Origin of the sequence: Burkholderia sp. 567 (genome assembly GCF_040545115.1) — a bacterium.
Taxonomy (GTDB): domain Bacteria; phylum Pseudomonadota; class Gammaproteobacteria; order Burkholderiales; family Burkholderiaceae; genus Burkholderia; species Burkholderia ambifaria.
In genome coordinates this window covers 267,031-286,267 of record NZ_JBEPLG010000001.1, presented here as the reverse complement: position 1 = coordinate 286,267, position 19,237 = coordinate 267,031, and the positions used below count along the sequence as shown (strand labels likewise).

The 19,237-nt window shown below is 69.0% G+C and carries 16 protein-coding genes; 8 read left to right on the top strand and 8 right to left on the bottom strand.

The genetic code is table 11. The annotated features are described in order from the left end of the window. Position 1: 1 nt before the first annotated feature. Positions 2–1,624 carry a xanthine dehydrogenase small subunit gene (gene xdhA, locus ABIC50_RS01335; RefSeq protein WP_354161183.1) on the bottom strand — a complete coding sequence of 541 codons (1,623 nt, stop codon included), beginning with the start codon at positions 1,622–1,624 and terminating at the stop codon, positions 2–4. Positions 1,625–1,972: 348 nt separating this feature from the next. Here xdhA and ABIC50_RS01330 point away from each other — a divergent pair, with 348 nt between their 5' ends. After that, the gene (locus tag ABIC50_RS01330; protein WP_011656096.1) at positions 1,973–3,187 is read left to right on the top strand and encodes an MFS transporter; all 1,215 of its coding nucleotides are present in this window, start codon (positions 1,973–1,975) and stop codon (positions 3,185–3,187) included. 330 nt (positions 3,188–3,517) lie between these two features. Here ABIC50_RS01330 and ABIC50_RS01325 read toward each other — a convergent pair whose 3' ends face one another. After that, positions 3,518–4,414, bottom strand: a complete 897-nt coding sequence (locus tag ABIC50_RS01325; protein WP_011656095.1) for a DMT family transporter — start codon at positions 4,412–4,414, stop codon at positions 3,518–3,520. A gap of 133 nt (positions 4,415–4,547) precedes the next feature. Here ABIC50_RS01325 and ABIC50_RS01320 point away from each other — a divergent pair, with 133 nt between their 5' ends. After that, positions 4,548–5,483, top strand: coding sequence for a helix-turn-helix domain-containing protein (locus ABIC50_RS01320; protein ID WP_175660913.1), 936 nt, complete (start codon positions 4,548–4,550; stop codon positions 5,481–5,483). Between the two features lie 60 nt (positions 5,484–5,543). Here the strand turns inward: ABIC50_RS01320 and ABIC50_RS01315 are convergent, their stop codons facing one another. After that, positions 5,544–6,755, bottom strand: a complete 1,212-nt coding sequence (locus ABIC50_RS01315; protein ID WP_011656093.1) for a pyridoxal-phosphate-dependent aminotransferase family protein — start codon at positions 6,753–6,755, stop codon at positions 5,544–5,546. Positions 6,756–6,921: 166 nt separating this feature from the next. Here ABIC50_RS01315 and ABIC50_RS01310 point away from each other — a divergent pair, with 166 nt between their 5' ends. The 5 genes from ABIC50_RS01310 (at position 6,922) to ABIC50_RS01290 (ending at position 11,801) form a co-directional block, all read left to right on the top strand. Continuing rightward, on the top strand, positions 6,922–7,218 hold the full coding sequence (locus ABIC50_RS01310; RefSeq protein ID WP_354161180.1) for a hypothetical protein: 297 nt from the start codon (positions 6,922–6,924) through the stop codon (positions 7,216–7,218). 294 nt (positions 7,219–7,512) lie between these two features. Continuing rightward, positions 7,513–8,499 carry a LysR family transcriptional regulator gene (locus ABIC50_RS01305; RefSeq protein WP_126227233.1) on the top strand — a complete coding sequence of 329 codons (987 nt, stop codon included), beginning with the start codon at positions 7,513–7,515 and terminating at the stop codon, positions 8,497–8,499. A gap of 30 nt (positions 8,500–8,529) precedes the next feature. Further along, complete coding sequence (locus ABIC50_RS01300) at positions 8,530–9,528, top strand: 2-hydroxyacid dehydrogenase (protein WP_126227232.1); 999 nt, start codon at positions 8,530–8,532, stop codon at positions 9,526–9,528. Positions 9,529–9,652: 124 nt separating this feature from the next. Then, a complete protein-coding gene (bluB, locus tag ABIC50_RS01295) occupies positions 9,653–10,423 on the top strand; it encodes a 5,6-dimethylbenzimidazole synthase (RefSeq protein ID WP_354161178.1) in 771 nt (256 codons plus the stop codon). A 217-nt stretch (positions 10,424–10,640) separates the two neighbouring features. Beyond that, complete coding sequence (locus ABIC50_RS01290; protein WP_175656172.1) at positions 10,641–11,801, top strand: MFS transporter; 1,161 nt, start codon at positions 10,641–10,643, stop codon at positions 11,799–11,801. A gap of 126 nt (positions 11,802–11,927) precedes the next feature. Here ABIC50_RS01290 and fahA read toward each other — a convergent pair whose 3' ends face one another. Genes fahA through ABIC50_RS01265 form a run of 5 tightly spaced genes read right to left on the bottom strand, consistent with a single transcriptional unit; the run spans position 11,928 to position 17,891 of the window. Next, positions 11,928–13,232 carry a fumarylacetoacetase gene (gene fahA, locus ABIC50_RS01285; protein WP_354161175.1) on the bottom strand — a complete coding sequence of 435 codons (1,305 nt, stop codon included), beginning with the start codon at positions 13,230–13,232 and terminating at the stop codon, positions 11,928–11,930. Next, positions 13,229–14,563, bottom strand: coding sequence for a homogentisate 1,2-dioxygenase (gene hmgA / locus ABIC50_RS01280; protein WP_354161172.1), 1,335 nt, complete (start codon positions 14,561–14,563; stop codon positions 13,229–13,231). The genes fahA and hmgA overlap by 4 nt, the downstream gene beginning before the upstream one ends. Positions 14,564–14,578: 15 nt before the next feature. Then, complete coding sequence (locus tag ABIC50_RS01275) at positions 14,579–15,940, bottom strand: MFS transporter (protein ID WP_175668716.1); 1,362 nt, start codon at positions 15,938–15,940, stop codon at positions 14,579–14,581. Next, positions 15,937–16,167, bottom strand: coding sequence for a DUF2783 domain-containing protein (locus ABIC50_RS01270; RefSeq protein WP_354161169.1), 231 nt, complete (start codon positions 16,165–16,167; stop codon positions 15,937–15,939). The genes ABIC50_RS01275 and ABIC50_RS01270 overlap by 4 nt, the downstream gene beginning before the upstream one ends. Positions 16,168–16,214: 47 nt before the next feature. After that, the gene (locus ABIC50_RS01265; protein ID WP_354161166.1) at positions 16,215–17,891 is read right to left on the bottom strand and encodes an FAD-dependent oxidoreductase; all 1,677 of its coding nucleotides are present in this window, start codon (positions 17,889–17,891) and stop codon (positions 16,215–16,217) included. Positions 17,892–18,276: 385 nt separating this feature from the next. On the opposite strand from ABIC50_RS01265, the gene ABIC50_RS01260 reads away from it, so the two are divergent. Further along, positions 18,277–19,080 (top strand): EAL domain-containing protein, encoded by an 804-nt coding sequence (locus tag ABIC50_RS01260; protein ID WP_012363186.1) that lies wholly within the window; start codon positions 18,277–18,279, stop codon positions 19,078–19,080. Positions 19,081–19,237 lie beyond the last annotated feature (157 nt).

Genomic DNA, 19,237 nt, shown 5'->3' with positions numbered 1-19,237 from the left:
TTCAGACGCGCGCGTCGGCGTCGGCGCCGGCTTCGGCGGCCACTTCACGCACATTCACGGCTTGCGGCGGCAGCGGGTCGTGCGGGCGCGTCTCCAGCCAGAATCGATACGCCAGGTTCTTCGCGGTATCGAGGCGATACGTGCTCGTCGCGCGCATGTCGGAGAGCGGCTGGTAGTCGCGCTCGAGCGCCTGCATCGCGGCCTGCGCGGTGGCTTCGTGCCACTGCGCGCCGTCGAGCACGGCTTCCGTGTGCGTCGCGCGCTTCGGCGTCGCGGCCATCCCGCCGAACGCGACGCGCGGCTCGCGGATCGTGTCGCCGTCCGCGACGAACGCGAACGCCGCGCACACAGCCGAGATGTCGGAGTCGAACCGTTTCGACACCTTGTAGGTGCGGAACTGCAGCTTCGCGCGCGCGCCGGTGCGAGTCGGCACCTTCAGGCTGACGACGAATTCGTGCGGCGCCATGTCCTTTTGCTGATAGCCGGTGTAGAGCGCCTCGAGCGGCAGCTCGCGCACCGTGTCGCCGCCGCGCAGCACGACGCGCGCACCGAGCGCGATCAGGCCCGGCATCGAGTCGCCGATCGGCGAGCCGTTCGCGACGTTGCCGCCCATCGTCCCCGCGTTGCGGATCGGCAGCGACGCAAAGCGCTTCCACATTTCGGTCAGCTCCGGATACGTGCCGGCGAGGGCCGCATACGCGTTCTCGAGCGTCACGCCCGCGCCGATCTCGATCCAGTCGTCGCCGTGCGCGATGGTCTGCAGTTCGGCGATCTGGCCGACGTAGATCAGATCGTCGAGCCGGCGCAACTGCTTGGTGACCCACAGGCCGATGTCGGTGCTGCCGGCAAGAATGCGTGCGTCGGGCCGCTCGATCTTCAACGCGGCCAGCGCGTCGAGCGTGCGCGGCGCCGCGAAGCGCGCGCCGTCGCTCGTCGTGTAGTCGAATGTGTCGTCACGCTTGAGCGATGCGAGCGTGCGGGCGAGCGCGGCCGTGTCGACCGGGGCTACGGGCTGGGACGCGCCTTCGCCGGTCGCACCTTCGCCGGTCGCGCCTTCGCCGGTTGCACCTTTGCCGGCCGCGCCTTCGCCGGTTGCATCGAACATCCGCACGGCCGCGTCGACGATCGGGCGATAGCCGGTGCAGCGGCACAGGTTACCCGTCAACGCGTCGGCGATCTCGGTGCGCGTCGGCACGTCCTTCGCCTTCGCACACGCGCTGCCGCAACCTTCGTGGCCGTGCTTCTCGTACAGCGCCCACATTGACATCACGAAGCCGGGCGTGCAGAACCCGCATTGCGACCCGTGGCAATCGACCATCGCCTGCTGCACCGGGTGCAGCGAACCGTCCGGCTGGCGCAGGTCTTCAACCGTCAGCAGCGCGCGGCCGTCGAGTGTCGGCAGGAACTGGATGCACGCGTTGACCGCCTTGAACGCGACCGTGCCCGCGTCGGTCAGCTCGCCGACGACGACCGTGCACGCGCCGCAGTCGCCTTCCGCGCAGCCTTCCTTCGTGCCGGTGCAATGCGCATCCTCGCGCAGGTACTGCAGCACGGTGCGGGTGACGTCCGCGCCGCTGACTTCGCGGACCGCGTGACGATGGTAGAAGCGGATCGGCTCACTCATGTCTCTGTCGTTCTTCAAGGGGGGCAAGGCGGCCTGCGCGGAGCGCTCGACCGACGTTTATCTGACAGTTTGCACGCTATCACCATCAAATTTCCCAACCCATAGCCCATCACGCATGCGGCCCATATAACTGCCGCGATATGAGCGACAAAGCCGCCCGGCCGCGCCGCTCCGGCGTTGCCCCGCTTGCGTTTCGGGTCGGGCCGCGCCGATCCGCCGGCGCTCCGCCAGCGAGGAAACGGGGCGTGTTGAACTAAGCGGTACCTGCGTGAAAACCGGTTCCATGGGAAAATCCCGATTCCGTTTTACGCCAACTTCCGCTCCGCTTCGCTCATTCGTTCCGACCCCATGTCAACCGATTCCGCCACACCGCCGCGCAGCGGGTTCGCCGTCACGCTGCAAATCGTGTCCGTCGTCAGCTTCACGTTCATCTGCTACCTGACCATCGGCCTGCCGCTCGCCGTGCTGCCGGGCTTCGTCCACGACGATCTCGGCTTTTCCGCGATCGTCGCGGGCGGTGCGATCAGCGTCCAGTATTTCGCGACGCTCGCATCGCGCCCGCTCGCGGGGCGCTTCGCCGATACGCTCGGGCCGAAGCAGACGGTGCTGCGCGGGCTGATCGGCTGCGGCGTGTCGGGCGTGCTGCTGCTCGTCGCGCTGCTGCTGGCCCACTGGCCGGTCGCGAGCCTCGTGCTGCTGGTCGCGAGCCGGCTCGTGCTGGGTGTCGGCGAAAGCCTGTGCGGCACGGGGGCGATCCTGTGGGGCATCGGCCGGGTCGGCGTCGCGCACAACGCGAAGGTGATCTCGTGGAACGGCATCGCGACCTACGGCGCGCTCGCGCTCGGCGCGCCGGTCGGCGTGGCGATCGCGCATACGCTGAACCCGGCGCTGATCGGCGTGATCGTGATCGCGCTCGCCGCGATCGGCTTCTACCTCGCACGCCTGATCGATGCCGTGCCGCTCGTGCATGGCGAGCGGATGTCGTATGCGAGCGTGTTCACCCGCGTGCTGCCGCACGGCCTCGGCCTCGCGCTCGGCTCGGCTGGTTTCGGCTCGATCGCGACCTTCGTCACGCTGTACTACGCGGCGCGCCACTGGCCGAACGCCGCGCTGTCGCTGACCGTGTTCGGCACGCTGTTCATCGGCGCGCGCCTGCTGTTCGCGAACACGATCAAGACCTACGGCGGCTTCCGCGTCGCGATCGTGTCGTTCGCGTTCGAATGCTCGGGCCTCCTGCTGCTGTGGCTCGCGCCCGTGCCGCACGTCGCGCTCGCCGGCGCCGCGCTGACCGGCTTCGGCTTCGCGCTGATCTTCCCGGCGCTCGGCGTCGAGGCCGTCGCGCTCGTGCCGCCCGCGAGTCGCGGCGCGGCGCTGTCCGCGTACTCCGTGTTCCTCGATCTGTCGCTCGGCATTACCGGGCCGCTCGCCGGCTATATCGCGGGCGCGTTCGGCTATCCGCAGGTGTTCCTGTTCGCGGCCGTGGCCGCCGCGGCGGGTGTCGCGCTGTCGATGGTGCTGTATCAGCGGCAGGCGCGGGTCGCGGGGAGCGGCGCGGCGGCGTGAGCCGTGTCGCGGCACCGGCAATGCCGTTCAACGCGACAATAGATTGAAGTCCCGCCATACGCGGGTAGCTTGGGGATGACGCCGGAACGCGGCGGCCTCCCTGAGCGCGCGGTTCGATTCCGCGCGATCGGGGCCAGGCACGGTCGCCGCGCCGACGGCACTGCGCCTCCGGCCGTGTCGACATCGAGAATCGCAGCAGCCGCGCCTTCCCCCGCATGCGCCTGCGTGCCCCTCATCCCCTCCTGACCCAACCGGCGGATCAAGCGCAGCCCTGAAGCGAAATCAGAGCCTACCGCGCCAACCCGATCAGGCGGCGCCGCGACCGTGCGCTCAGGCTCGCGCCGTCCTCGGAAACAACCGCCGCGTCAAATCGAACGCGACCAGATTGCCGGCCAGCACGAGCAGCAGCCCGATCACCGCGAGCGGCGACCATTGATAGCCCTCGAAGACCGTCGACACGGCCAGCGCGACGATCGGGAACAGCACCGTGCAGTACGCGGCGCGCTCCGGCCCGATCCGCCCGACGAGAGTCAGGTATGCAGTGAACCCGATCACCGAGCCCGGCACGGCCAGGTAGACGAGCGCGCCGAGATAGCGCGGGCTCGGGTCGATCGTGAACGGCAGCCCGGCCGCCGCGCTGCCGACCGTGAGGATCGCCGCGCCGATCAGCATCGCCCAGCCGTTGGTTGCGAGCGGGTGCAGGCCCATCGACTGCATCCGGCTCGACAGCAGATTGCCGGCCGAGAAGCACATCGTGCCGGCGAACGCGATCGCGAGGCCCGTCCAGGTCGCGTGATCGTCGAGATGGCCGGCCATCTGCTGCCAGAACAGGCATGCGATGCCGGTCAGTCCGAGCAGCGCGCCGGCGATCGCCGACGGGCGCAGCGGGCGGCCCATGAACAGCCGGCCGTTGATCGAATTCAGCAGCGGCGCGGTCGAGAAGATCACGGCGACGAGGCCGCTCGGCACGACCTGCTCCGAATAGTAGAAGCACAGGAAATTGACGCAGAACAGCGCGACGCCCTGGGCGACGAGGTAGCGCCACGCTTCTCGGGGCGGACGCACCGGCCGGCGCATCACGCGCAGCAGCGCGAACAGCACGGCGGCGGCGAGCCAGAAGCGCCACGCGATCGACACGGGCGGCGGCACGGCGCCGAGCTGCCACTTGATCGCGATCCAGGTGGTGCCCCAGATCAGCACGGTGACGAAATAAAGCGACAGGTTCATGGCGGCAACGACGCAAAACGAGTGGAATGGGCTCCGACTATGCCGCCGCCTCGCCGGTGCGGATTGTCCGGAATTGCGGTCTTTTGGGCGGCGCCGCACGGCGCGCGGCGCGCCCGCTTATACTCGTCGCATCATGAGTTCGCCCCTGTACGCCCCACCCGTCGACCATTCGGCCGCCCCTGCCGGCGGCGCGATGCCGTTCGGCCTGCAGTCGGTGTGCCGCACGCTGGCCGAGGCGAATGCGACGCTCGAGCGCTTCACGTGGCTCGGCGACCATCTCGCGATCGCCGAATGGACACGCATCACCGACGAAAGCGAGACGATCTACGAACAGCCCGGCCACCACACGCTGTCGTGCTATCTCGACGGCGGTTACCGGACCGAGCGCGAACGCGTGCCGCGCTACGGCGCGCCGAGCCTGCTGTGCGCGCTGCCGGGCGATCATGAATCGCGCTGGTGGGTGCGCGGCGAGATGCACTTCATCCACCTGTACTTCCTGCCCGAGCACTTCACGCAGCGCGCGATCCGCGAGCTCGATCGCGAGCCGCGCGAGCTGAAGCTCGCCGACCGCACCTATTTCGAGGATGCGCGCGTGGCGGCCCAGTTCCGTTCGCTCGCGCTGGAGCGCTGGGACGATGCCGACGGGCGGCTGCGCGCGAACGAGGCCGCGCACGACGTGCTGAGCCTGCTGCTGCGCGGCCAGAGCACGACGCGCACCGACGTGCCGTTCCGCGGCGGGCTCGCGCCGGCCGTGCGCCGCCGCGTGCGCGACTATATCGACAGCTATCTGTCGCAGCCGCTGACGCTCGGCGAACTGGCGAACGTCGCCGCGCTGTCCGAATACCACTTCTCGCGGATGTTCCGGCTGTCGTTCGGCCGTGCGCCGCACGCATGGGTGGCCGAGCAGCGGCTCGCGCGGGCGCGCCTGCTGCTGCGCACGACGGCGCTGCCGCTTGCGCAGGTCGCGGCCGAATGCGGCTACGCGAACGCCGGCCACTTCAGCCATCGCTTTCGCGACGCGCACGGCACGACGCCGAACGCGTACCGGCGCGCGATGCAGGGCGGCTGAGGCCCGCGCACGTTTCGACGGCCGGCGCCGCCGCGCGCATCGGGCCCCTTCGCCTCCCGCTTACGCGCCCCGCCGCGACAGTTCCTGCTCGAGCGCGGCCACGCCGGCCGGCAGGTCGACCGGCACCTTCAGATCGTCCATCGTGCGGCCGAACGCATGCAGCGTGCGGAACAGGTTATGTTCGCGGCACTGTTCGCCCATCTGCCCGATCCGCACGATCGGCAGCCCGAACGAGCCGGAGATCTCGACCTGGTACTGCTTCGAGATATGGCCGCACACCATCCCGGGCGTAAGCCCCTCGGGCGTCTCGATCCCGACCACCGAATTGAGCCGGCACTCTTTCGGCGCATAGAGCGTGAGCCCCATCGCCTCGACGCCCGCCTGCAGCGCGAGCGAGCAGCGCAGGTGGCGCGCGAAGCGGCTTTCGAGCGTCTCCGCGCAGACGAGGCGCAGCGCCTCGTGCAGCGCGAGCACGCCCGACACCGGCGCCGTGTAGTGATAGCCCGCGTTGTGCCAGAAGTTCTCCGCGAGCGCCATGTCGAGGCACCAGTGCGCGTTCGGTTCCGGACGCTGCTTCATCCGGTTCCACGCGGCGTCGGAGAATGCGATCAGCGACACGCCGGGGATCGACGACAGCCCCTTCTGGCCGCCCGTGATCACCGCGTCGATGCCCCACGCGTCCATTTCGAGCGGCATCGTCGACAGCGTGCACACCGCATCGACGACGACCAGCGCGCCGGCCGCCTTCGCGAGTGCCGCGATCTCGCGCAGTTCCCGGTTCCATACGGTGTTCGACGTCTCGCCCTGCACGATCGTGACGATCTCGGGCCGCTCGCGCGCGATGGCGTCCGCGATCTCGTCGAGGCTCGCGACCGCGCGGTCGGCCACTTCGAGCGTCGCGACGTCGGCGCCGACCCGCGTCGCCATCTCGGCCATCCGCGCGCTGAAGAAGCCGTTGCGGATCGACAGCACGCGCGTGCCGCGCCACGCGAGGTTCGAGATCGCCATTTCCATCGCGGCCGAGCCGGGGCCGGCCACGCCGAGCACCCATTTCGTGCGGGTTTGGAACACGTAGCGCGCCATCTCCTTCACCTGCTCGATGATCTTCGCCATCGTCGCGCCGAGGTGGTTGATCACGATCGTGTTCGCCTTCGCGACGGCGGCCGGGATCGGGACCGGGCCGGCCCCCATCATCAGCAGCGGTTCTTCGGGCAGGATCGCGTCGAGCGGCACGACGACGGGACAGGGAATCGGCGAGTAATCGATGGACATGGCAGGCAAAAGTGGAGGGAAGAAAACGCACGGACGTGTCGTCCGCCGCGCGGCATGGCGAACTGATCGATCATTCCGTGTTCCGCGGCCGCGCGCAAGAGGCACCGGCGGGCGGACAGCGTGCCGGTGGCCCGGTGGACGGACCGGGCCACCGGCCGCGCACCCTTTGGACGACCGGGTTCCATATTGCCGCGGCATTGCCGTGCGCATGCGAAACGGTTCCATCGGGGGTTCGATCGCCGCGATTTTCCCCGGCAATATCGAGACGAGTGCCGGATTCCCGGCTTCAGCATGGTGCATGTATCGGCCGGAATACCGGCCATCACGCCCAAAAATCGCGCAGGTGGAATCGACCCACGAAAACCGCGATCTGCGCAAAAACATCCATTATCGCGGCATCTATTGGGGAGCGATTTCACCCATTACCGGATCCGGTCGCCACGCTTCACGCATAACGCCCTGATTTAAATGACAAATATTTCAAATCACCGGCACCCTGATTCAATACGCCACCGACTATCCCGGCCGCACCCCCGCGACCCCGATTCGTTAAAGCGATACCCGTGATTTCGATTTTACGCAAGCCGACCTTTCTCGCAGGTTGACGGATAACGCTTCCATAATGAACAATCGTCTGCAGAATGGAAAACCGATTTTTCGATACGAAGGAGAACCGGGTGTCGCGCGACGGTTTTCCAGGTCGTGCAACGAAAAATCACAATCGATATCAATCAACCGGGCCAGAAATTCGCGAGCCATGAACCAGATTCAGACCATGCGTGTGTTCGTCTGCGTCGCCGAGCAGCAGAGCTTCCGCCGCGCGGCGCACCATCTAGGCGTGTCCAATGCGCTCGTCACGCGTTCAATAGCGATGCTCGAGTCTCACCTGAACACGCGGTTGATCCACCGCACCACGCGCAACCTGTCGCTGACCGAGGCCGGGCTGCGCTACCTCGACGGCTGCCGCGCGCTGCTCGAGGAATTCGATCATCTCGAGGCATCCGTCGCGCATGCGGTGCGCGAACCGGCCGGCACGCTGCGGGTCGTCGCGTCGGGCCTGCTGTCGCCGCTCGCGCTGACGCCGCTCGTCAGCAGCTTCCGGCACCGCTACCCCGAGCTGCGCGTGCAGCTCACCGTCGCCGAAGGGCCGCTCGACGTGCTCGATTCGGGCTACGACGTCGGCATCGTGACCGGCAACCGGCTCGACGGCAACCCGACGCTGATCGGCCACGCACTCCCGTCGGCCCCGTTCGTCGCCTGCGCGGCACCCGCGTATCTCGAACGGCGCGGCGAGCCGCGCGCGCCCGACGACCTGCCCGGCCACGACTGGGTCGCGCTCGCGCCGCACCAGCATCCGCCCGCGTGGCGGCTGGTCGGCCATGACGGCGCAACGCATTCGATCACGGTACGCCCGACCTGCACGGTCAACCAGCTGGCGCTCGTGCACGCGGCGGCCGTCGCCGGGTCCGGCATCGTGGTGCTGCCCGAGCCGTGCGTCGCCGGCGCGCTCGCCACCGGCGCGCTCGTGCGGCTGTTGCCCACCTACCAGATCGACGACCCGGACGCGCAGCTGTCGCTCGTCTACCCGAACCGGCAGTATGTGCCGGCCCGCACGCGCAGCTTCATCGAACACGCGCTCGAGCATTTCGGCGTGCAGGCGGCCCGCGAGGCGACCGGCTACAGCTTCCTGCGCACGCCCGATCGCGTCGATCTCGTCACGGGCCGGCAGACGGGCCTGCAGTAAACTGCACGCGTCAGCCCTTGGAGGTGCAGCGTGCGCGTGATCCTGTTCAGCAGCCGGCAGTACGACGACGAATCGTTTACCGCCGCCAACCGGCAGTTCGGCTATCGGCTGCACTTCCAGCCGTCCCACCTCGACGCGGAAACCGCGATCCTCGCGCACGGCTATGAAGTCGTGTGTCCGTTCGTCAACGACACCGTCGACGCGGCCGTGCTCGAACGGCTCGCCGACGGCGGCACGCGCCTGATCGCGCTGCGCTCGGCCGGCTTCAACCACGTCGACCTGGCCGCCGCCGAGCGGCTCGGCATCGCGGTCGTGCGGGTGCCGGCCTATTCGCCGCATGCGGTGGCCGAACACGCGGTCGCGCTGATCCTCGCGCTCAACCGCCGGCTGCCGCGCGCGGTCGCGCGCACGCGCGAAGGCGACTTCTCGCTGAACGGCCTGCTCGGCTTCGACCTGCACGGCAAGACCGTCGGCGTGATCGGCACCGGCCTGATCGGCAGCGTGTTCGCGAAGATCATGATGGGTTTCGGGATGCACGTGCTCGCGCACTCGATGCCGCCGTACGACGACGAGCTGATCGCGTTCGGCGCGCGCTACGTCGAACTCGACGAGCTGCTGCACCACGCCGACATCGTCAGCCTGCATTGCCCGCTGCTGCCGTCGACACACCATCTGATCAACGCGCAGACGCTCGCGCGGATGAAACACGGCGCGATGCTGATCAATACCGGCCGCGGCGGCCTCGTCGACGCGCAGGCGCTGGTCGACGCGCTCAAGAGCGGGCAGCTCGGCCATCTCGGGCTCGACGTGTACGAAGAGGAAAGCGGCCTCTTCTTCGAGGATCACTCCGACCTGCCGCTGCAGGACGACGTGCTCGCGCGCCTGCTGACGTTCCCGAACGTGATCGTCACGTCGCACCAGGCGTTCTTCACGCGCGAGGCGCTCGCGGAGATCGCGCACACGACGCTGCTGAACATCGAGGCATGGCACGCCGGCACGCCGACCAACGTCGTCACGGCCGGGCGCTGACCCACGGCATCGCGCGTTCGGTGCGCGCGATCGTCAACGATTCGCCATTTTGTTTCGACTGATGTAACGCCGCACGCGCCGCGTCTGCTATCGTTGCGCCGACCTCCCCTGCTTTCTGCCGCCCATGCGTTTCGACGACTCCGCCATTGCCGCGGTCTACCGCGCGATCTTCGAACGGCGCGACATGCGCCACTTCACGCCGGCGCCCGTCGATCCGGCCACGCTCGCGCGGTTGCTGCGCGCCGCGCACCACGCGCCGAGCGTCGGCTTCATGCAGCCGTGGCGCTTCATCCGCATCACCGACGCCGCGCTGCGCACCGCGATCCATGCGCTGGTCGAGGCCGAGCGCCGCGCAACAGCCGACGCGCTCGGCGAGCGGCAGGACGAATTCATGCGGCTGAAGGTCGAAGGCGTGCGCGAATGCGGCGAATTGCTGGTCGTCGCGCTCACCGACGATCGCGAGCGCCACGTGTTCGGCCGGCGCACGCTGCCGGAGATGGACCTGGCGTCCGCCGCGTGCGCGATCCAGAACATGTGGCTCGCCGCGCGCGCCGAAGGGCTCGGGATGGGCTGGGTGTCGCTGTTCGACGTCGACGCGCTGCGCACGCTGCTCGGGATGCCGGCCGGCGCGAAGCCGATCGCCGTGCTGTGCATCGGGCATGTCGATGCGTTCTATGCGAAGCCGATGCTCGAGGAGGAGCGCTGGGCCGCGCGGATGCCGATCGATGCGTGCCTGTTCGAAAACGGCTGGGACGCGCAGGCCACGCAGGCCACGCAGGCCGCCGATCATGCGGCGAGCGGCGGCACGAGCCCCGGATCGTCGCCGTCGCCCGGCGTTTCCGCAGCGGCCGATCTCTCCGACTCGACACCCGCCCCGACGCCTCCGGGCCGCTGACCGAGCGCACGACGCGTGAACCGGCCGCGACACCGTGTCGCGCCGCCCCGATAGCCAGCCACGGCGCTGCGATCGAACCCGCCGCCGAATCCGGCCGCACGCGCATGACGCGCGGCGCGCCCGACCTCGCGCCGCGACGTTCGTTGCGCACGCAACCCCACCCGATCCTGATGGCCTTCATGGACCTTTCAAGGGCCGCGGTGTAGCATCGCGGCCGATGAAAGCCATTCTCAATCGTGATTTCCTCGCGCTGATCCTGAGCGTCGCGGTGGTCGGTCTCGGCACCGGCGCCACGCTGCCGCTCACCGCACTCGCACTGACCGAAGCCGGACACGGCACCAACGTCGTCGGCATGCTGACGGCCGCGCAGGCGCTCGGCGGCCTCGCGGTCGTCCCGTTCGTCACCGCGCTCGCGCGGCGCATCGGCGCGCGCCGCGCCATCGTCGTGTCGGTCGTGCTGCTCGCCGCGGCCACCGTGCTGATGCAGTTCACGTCGAACCTGATCCTGTGGGGCGTGCTGCGCGTGCTGTGCGGCGCGGCGCTGATGCTGCTGTTCACGATCGGCGAAGCGTGGGTCAACCAGCTCGCCGACGATTCGACGCGCGGCCGCGTGGTCGCGATCTACGCGACCAACTTCACGCTGTTCCAGATGGCGGGCCCCGTGCTCGTCAGCCAGATCGCCGGCGCGACCGGCATCCGCTTCGCGCTGTGCGGCGCGCTGTTCCTGCTCGCGCTGCCGACGCTCGCGACCATCCGGCGCGCGCCGCTCGCCGGCGACGACGCGCATCACGCAGCGCACGACAGCTGGCTCGCCGTGCTGCCGCGCATGCCCGCGCTGATCATCGGCACCGGCTTCTTCGCGTTGTTCGATACGCTCGCGCTGTCGCTGCTGCCGCTCTACGCGATGGATCACGGCGTCGCGAGCGCGACCGCCGTGCTGCTCGCATCGATCATGCTGTTCGGCGACACCGCGATGCAATTCCCGATCGGCTGGCTCGCGGACAAGCTCGGCCGCGAACGCGTGCACCTCGGCGCCGGCTGGATCGTGCTCGCGGGCCTGCCGCTGCTGCCGTTCGTGATCGCGAATCCGTGGCTGTGCTGGCCGCTGCTGTTCGTGCTCGGCGCGGCGGCCGGCAGCATCTATACGCTGTCGCTCGTCGCGTGCGGCGAACGCTTTCGCGGCGCCGCGCTCGTCACCGCGAGCTCGCTCGTGTCGGCGTCGTGGAGCGCCGCGAGCTTCGGCGGCCCGCTGGTTGCGGGCGCATTGATGGAGCAACTGGGCAGCAACGCGCTGGTCGGCGTGCTGGTCGCGTGCGTCGCCGCGTTCGTCGCGGCCGCGCTGTGGGAACGACGCACCGCGTTGCAACGCGCGGTCTGACGCTGTCGCCGTCGCGCGGCGTTCACACCGGTACATGCGAACGCACCCGCACCGCCACCCGCCCGCACAATGAAAACGGCCCGCGCGATGCGGGCCGTCCTGTCCTTGCCGATCACACGGAGCGTGTCACGCGCTCCGCGCGGGCAGAATCTTGCCTGCACACACGCCGAACCCGACGCGATAACCGTCGCCCTGGCACCAGCCCGCGAGCGTGAGCTCATCGCCGTCCTCGATGAACGTGCGGCTGCCGCCGCCGTTCAGCGCGAGCGGCTCCTTGCCGTTCCACGTCAGTTCGAGCAGGCTGCCGAACGAGTCCTTGGTGGGCCCGCTGATCGTCCCCGAACCCATCAGGTCGCCGACGCGCGTGTTGCAGCCCGCGACCGTGTGATGCGCGAGCTGCTGCGCCATCGTCCAGTACATGTACTTGAAGTTGGTGCGGCAGATCGACGTCGCTTCGGCCGCCCCTTGCGCGCGCAGCGTCACTTCAAGCGCGATGTCGAACGCATGCTTGCCCGCGTGCCGCAGATACGCGAGCGGCTGCGGCGACTGCTCGGGCTGCGCGACGCGGAACGGTTCGAGCGCGTCGAGCGTGACGATCCACGGCGATATCGTCGTCGCGAAGCCCTTCGAATTGAACGGGCCGAGCGGCACGTATTCCCACTGCTGGATGTCGCGCGCGCTCCAGTCATTCAGCAGCACCATCCCGAAGATGTGCGCTTCGGCGTCCTCGCATGCGATCGGTTCGCCGAGCACGTTGCCGCGGCCGACGATGAAGCCCGTCTCGAGTTCGAGGTCGAGCTTGCGGCACGCGCCGAACACCGGACGATCCGCGTCGGGCAGCTTCAGTTGCCCGCTCGGGCGCCGCACCGGCGTGCCGCTCACGACCACCGACGACGCGCGGCCGTTGTAACCGATCGGCATCTCCGACCAGTTGGGCATCAGCGCATTCTTCGGATCTCGGAACATCGAGCCGACGTTGGTCGCATGCTCCTTCGACGAATAGAAATCGGTGTAGCCGGGAATGTCGACCGGCAGATGCAGCGTCGCGTCGCGCTGCGCGACGAGCACCTGCGCGCGCAGCGCGGCGTCATCGCGCAGCCGCGCGTCGTCGCGCGAGAACAGCTGCGACAGCTGCACGCGCACGCTGCGCCATGCATCGCGGCCGAGCGCGATGAACGGGTTGAGCGTCGGCGCGGCGAACACGTCCGCGCCGCCTGGCAGCGTCACGAGGCCCGCCCGCGCGAGCGCGGCGAGATCGACGATCTGGTCGCCGAGCGCGACGCCCGCGCGGCGCGCCGCCTGCTTCGCATCGCTGAAGATCCCGAACGGCAGGTTCTGGATCGGGAAATCGCAGGCGGGATCATTCGCCGTCTCGACCCAGCTCTTGCGAGCCGGATCGAGTGTCGCGCGCCAGTCTTGGGGTTCGCTCATGGTTGCTCCGGATTGAAGTGTTTCCTGATGCCTTGCCAGCATTCGAAGTAGTCGGCCTGCAGCTGCGCGGTGTCGAGCGCGTAGCGCGTCGGACGGATCAGCGTGCGGGTTTCGAACATGAACGCCATCGTCGCGTCGACCTTGTGGGGCTTCGTCGTGTCGCTCGCCGACGCCTTCTCGAACGTGTCCGCGTCGGGCCCGTGACCCGACATGCAGTTGTGCAGGCTCGCGCCGCCCGGCACGAAGCCCTCGGCCTTCGCGTCGTACGCGCCGTGCACGAGCCCCATGAACTCGCTCGCGACATTGCGATGGAACCACGGCGGGCGGAACGTATCCTCGGCCGCGAGCCAGCGCGGCGGGAAGATCACGAAGTCGATCGCGTCGACGCCCGGCGTGTCGCTCTGCGACTGCAGCACGAGGAAGATCGATGGATCCGGATGGTCGAAGCTGATCGAGCCGATCGTGTTGAACAGGCGCAGGTCGTATTTGTACGGCGCGTAGTTACCGTGCCACGCGACGACGTCGAACGGCGAATGGCCGATGTCCGCGCGCCAGAGGCGCCCGTTCAGCTTCGCGACCAGCTCGAACGCGCCTTCGCGATCCTCGTACGCGGCCTGCGGCGTCAGGAAATCGCGCGGGTTCGCGAGCCCGTTCGAGCCGATCGGGCCGAGGTCCGGCAGGCGCAGCAGCGCGCCGAAGTTCTCGCAGATGTAGCCGCGCGCGTCGCCGTCCGGCAGCGCGACGGAAAAACGCACGCCGCGCGGGATCACCGCGATCTCGAACGGCTCGACGTCGAGCCGGCCGAATTCGGTCGCGATGAAGAGCCGCCCCTGCTGCGGCACGATCAGCAGTTCGCCGTCGGCGCTGTAGAAGAAACGGTCCTGCATCGAACGGTTCGTCGCATACAGATGGATCGCGCAGCCGTTCATCGCGGCCGCCGAGCCGTTGCCGGCCATCGTCACGAGCCCTTCGACGAAATCGGTCGGCTCGACCGGCATCGGCAGCGGATCCCAGCGCAGTTGGTTCGGCGGCGTCGGCGGCACGTCGGCCGAATCGCCGAATTCCGACACGAGCCGCTGCGGGCCCGTGAACGGCTCGAACGGCCGATGCACGGCCGCCGGCCGGATCCGGTACAGCCACGAGCGGCGGTTGTGGCCGCGCGGCGCGGTAAACGCGGTGCCCGACAGCTGCTCCGCATATAAGCCGTACGGCGCGCGCTGCGGCGAATTGCGGCCGTGCGGCAGCGCGCCGGGCAGCGCCTCGGTCGCGAATTCGTTCGCGAATCCGCTCAGGTAGCCGGCGGTTGCCGGTTTCGACAGGTCAAGCGTCATCGTTTCCTTTCTCCATCAATTCATGGCGGCGTTCGGCGCCTGCGCACCGCCGCGCCGCGTTACGCCGGCCAGCCCGAGCACGAACAGCGCCGAGCACAGCACGGGCACCGCGGCCGCGTGGAACAGCGCGCCGTGCGTCCAGTTGAGCGCAATCAGTTGTCCGCCGACGAGCGGCCCGAGCACCGAGCCGATCCGGCCGATGCCGAGGCTCCAGCCGATGCCGGTCGAGCGCAGCGACGTCGGGTAATACTGGCCCGCAAGCGCGTTGACGGCCGGCTGCCCGCCGACCACGCAGAAGCCGCCCGCGAACACGACGATCAGCAGCCACGGCAACGCATGCGCGACCGAGCCGATCAGGCCGACCGACACGGCCGCGCACGCGAAGCATGCAAACAGCACGCGCACGAAGCCGTGGCGTTCGATGAACCAGCCGAGCGACAGCGTGCCGATCACGCCGCCCGTCTGCAGCACCGTGCCGACGATCACCGCCGTGCCCGGCGAATAGCCCGCGTCGCGCATGACGGTCGGCAGCCAGTTCGACAGGAAGTACAGGTCGATCAGGTTCATGAAGCTGATGGCCCACAGCAGCAGCGTGACCGGCAGCCGGCCATGACGGAACAGCTCGGCGACCGGCGCGCCGCTCGCCGCGCGCTCGCGCACGACGAGACGCGTGCTCGCGTCGATGCCGGCCTGCGGCGCGAAACGCGCGAGCCAGTCGCGCGCCTGCGCGTCGCGCCCTTTCAGCACCAGGAACTGCAGCGACTCTGGCAGCCGCGCGAGCATCGCGATCGTCAGCACCAGCGGCACCGCGCCGCCGACGAAGAACACCGAGCGCCAGCCGAGCGCCGGAATCAGCGCGGCGCTGATGAAGCCGCCGATCGCGGCGCCGAGCGTGAAACCGCACGACACGATCATCATCCGCTTCACGCGATGCGCGGCCGGGCTGAACTCGCCGACCAGCGCCATCGCGTTCGGCATGATGCAGCCGAGGCCGAGGCCCGTGACGAAGCGCAGCGCCATCAGCACCGGGATCGAGCCCGCGAACGGCGTCGCGAGCATCGTCACCGCGAAGAACAGCGTCGAGCCGATCAGCACCGGGCGCCTCCCGATCCGGTCGGCGAGCACCGACAGCCCGAGCGCGCCGAGCAGCATCCCGAACAGGCTCGCGCTGAACACCGGACCGAGCGCCTGCTTCGGCACGCCCCATTCGGCGATCACGCTGGGCGCGACATACCCCATCGCCTGCGCATCGAAGCCGTCGATCACGAGGCACAGCCCGCACAGCGCGAGCAGCATCCAGTGAAAGCCCGGGCGATGGGTCTCGTCGATCACGCGCTCGACTTCGAGCACGCGCGCGTCGGCCGGCGCCGCGCTCATTGCGCGACCTCGGCGGCCGGATGCACGACGGGCGTCACGCCCTGGCGCGCGAGCGCCATCGCTTCGCGCAGCACGTCGGCGTCGCCGATGTGGTTCGCGAGCAGCAGGATCAGCTTCGCGTTGACGAGCTGGCTGTCGGCGTCCGACAGGTCGCGATGCATGTCGATCAGCGCTTCGTAGAACGCGTCCGGATCGGCCAGGCGCGGGCGGGTGTCGAGTCGGGGCATGACGGGTGTCTCCGGTGTCGGTGTCGTTGTCTTTGTCGATACGAGGTTCAGCGCGCGCAGGTCGCGCGCGCCAGTGCGTCGGCGATCGCCTGGCGCTCCAGCGTGCGCATCCGCGCGCACACGTGCTGGTCGGGGCGCAGCAGGTAGAACGTGCCGGGCTGCGCGTCGTAGCGCTGCGCGACGAAGCCGTCGACGTCCTCCACGACGTCCACGCCGACCACCGGTTGCGCATGCCCGGCCGGCACGATGAGCACCGGCCGCACCGGCAGTGCGAGGCCGTCCAGCGCCTGCACGAGCGCGGGTGCGTCGGCCGGCAGCCCGAACAGCACGCCCGCGAAGCCATCGCCGAGATGCTGCAGCAGCCAGCCCGACGCGCCCTGCGCGCGCACCGGCGCATCGGCCGCCGCGGCACCCGGGCGCATCGCGCACGCGAACGCGTCGCCGTTGCGGTCCGGCGTGTTCAGCGGCGAATCGGCCAGCACGGCCGGCACCGACAGGCGGCCGCTGTTCACGAGCTTGCGCGCGAATTCGCAGTCGCGTGCGAGCTTCAGCGTCGCGTCGCGGAACACGCGCGACACCGCGCTCTTCGGCGTGATGAAGTCGGTCGAGCGCGTCGAATTGCGGATGTTCTCGTCGGCCGCGAACTCGCGCTCGCTCGCATAGGTGTCGAGCAGGCGATCGTCCGCGCGGCCGTCGAGCACGAGCTTCAGCTTCCACGCGAGGTTGTCCGCATCCTGCACGCCGCTGTTCGCGCCGCGCGCGCCGAACGGCGACACGCCGTGCGCGGAATCGCCCGCGAACAGCACGCGGCCGTGCCTGAACGTATCCATCCGCTGGCAGCGGAACGTATAGACGCTCACCCATTCGAGCTCGAACTCGACGTCCGCCCCGAGCAGCGCACGCACGCGCGGAATCACACGCTCCGGCTGCTTCTCGGCGACCGGATCGGCGTCCCAGCCGAGCTGGAAGTCGATGCGCCACACGTTGTCCGGCTGGCGGTGCAGCAGCACCGACTGGTTGCGGTGAAACGGCGGATCGAACCAGAACCAGCGCTCGGTCGGGAATTCCGCCTTCATCTTCACGTCGGCGATCAGGAAGCGGTCCTTGAACGTGCGGCCGCGGCTTTCGAGGCCCATCGCCGCGCGCATCGGGCTGCGCGAGCCGTCGGCCGCGATCACGTACCGCGCGTGCAGCGTCTCGATGCCTTCCGGCGTCTCGACGGTCAGCGCCGCGTGCTCCGCCGACTGCGCGACGCCCGTCACCTTGTGCTTCCAGCGAATCTCCAGGTTCGGCAGTTCGAACGCGCGCTCGGCCAGATAGCCTTCGACGTAGTACTGCTGCAGGTTGATGAACGCGGGGCGCGCATGCCCTTCCTCGGGCAGCAGGTCGAACGCGTACAGCTGCTCGTCCTGCAGGAACACCTTGCCGACGTGCCAGCTCACGCCCTTCTCGACGAAGCGCTCGCCGCAGCCGAGCCGGTCGAAGATCTCGAGCGTGCGCTTCGCGAAGCAGATCGCGCGCGAGCCCGTCGACAGCGTGTCGTCGTCGTCGAGCAGCACGACCGGCACGCCCTGCTGCGCCAGGTCGATCGCGGCCGACAGGCCGACCGGGCCTGCGCCGACGACGATCACCGGGTGGATGACCGCGTCATCGCCGGCGGCGCGCGCCGCGCGCGGCCGATACTCGAACTTCAGCGTCTGGTAATCGATGCTCATGGTCGCCATCCGCTCGTCAACCCTGCCGCGCGCACGCCCGCGCGTGCCGCGTCGTTGCGCCCATGTCCTTTGCCTGTCGGTGCCGCTGCCGCGGCCCGCGCTGCTGCGCCCACTTGCTGTCAACCGCCACGTCTCGCTCCTTGCTGCCTGTTGATTCGATTCGGGAAACGGCGCCGTTGCCGGCGCCCGAACGCCGCTTTTCTTGATCGGCGACAAATCCTTGGATTTACGAATAGTAAAACCAATTACGAATAGTGAAATCAACGTAAACCCTAGCCATCGACGCAGGGACGGGATAACGATATGAGCGAAACGCCAAGCCGAGCCGGGCGCGCACTGCTAATATCAAGACATGAGGCGGCCCGTTCGGCCGCCATTTTTCCTTCCTACGCCGATGATTCCGCCCAACATTCCCGAGCTGGTCGTCCGTGCCGGGCAACTACCGTATCTGCGGGAACACCTTGCACTCGCCGAGGGCGGCACCGCGTGCGCGAATCTGCCGGAGCGCACGCTCGCGAGCGCCTACGAACCCATCTACGACGTGACGATGCCTGGCGCACCGCAGTCGACGTCGTTCACGGATGCGATCGAGCGCTACGGCGACGAGCTCGGCTTCCAGGCCGTCACGCTGGTCACGGGCGCCCCGCACGACCCGGTCGATTCGGCCGTCGACGACCAGGCGCTCGTCGCGATCGACCGGCTGTCGCGCGCGCTGCACGCGATCAACTTCTTCGGCGCGCAACGCCACGGGCTGCTGTTCCTGCGCGTGCACGAGCGGCTGCTCAAGAGCGTGAAGTACGACCACGGCAAGCATTTCTCGTCGGTGCTGCAGCGCTTCGGGCTGCCGACCGAGCGGATCGTGATCGAGCTGCCAGCGGTCGCGGTCGCGCACAAGACCTTCCTCGGCTACCTGACGCGCAGCTACCAGCATCACGGCTTCAAGGTCGCGGACAAGCTGCCCGACCCGGGCCGGATCCTCGCAGTCGAATCGGACATGGCGCGGCCGGACTACATCAAGATGGATGCGGGCATCGCGCTGCGCGACGGGATGGTGAAGGCGCTGGTCGCGTATGCGCAGCGCGTGCGGATTCCGCTGATTTTCGACGGCGTCGTCGACGAGACGCAGTGCGAGCTGCTGCGCCAGCACGATGTACGGTTCATGCAGGGGCCGGTGTTCGCGAAGGTCGTCACGGCCTGAAGCGGGCGGGCGACGGGGCCGCGCCGGATGGCGGATCTCGGTGACGTATTGCTGGGGAATCGGGGGCAGCGGGCATCGTCGCTCGCTGGCTGACGGTTTCGCGGTCGTTCAGGTGGAATGGTCGGACGCGCTTGCGCGCGGGATGCGATGCCGGCGC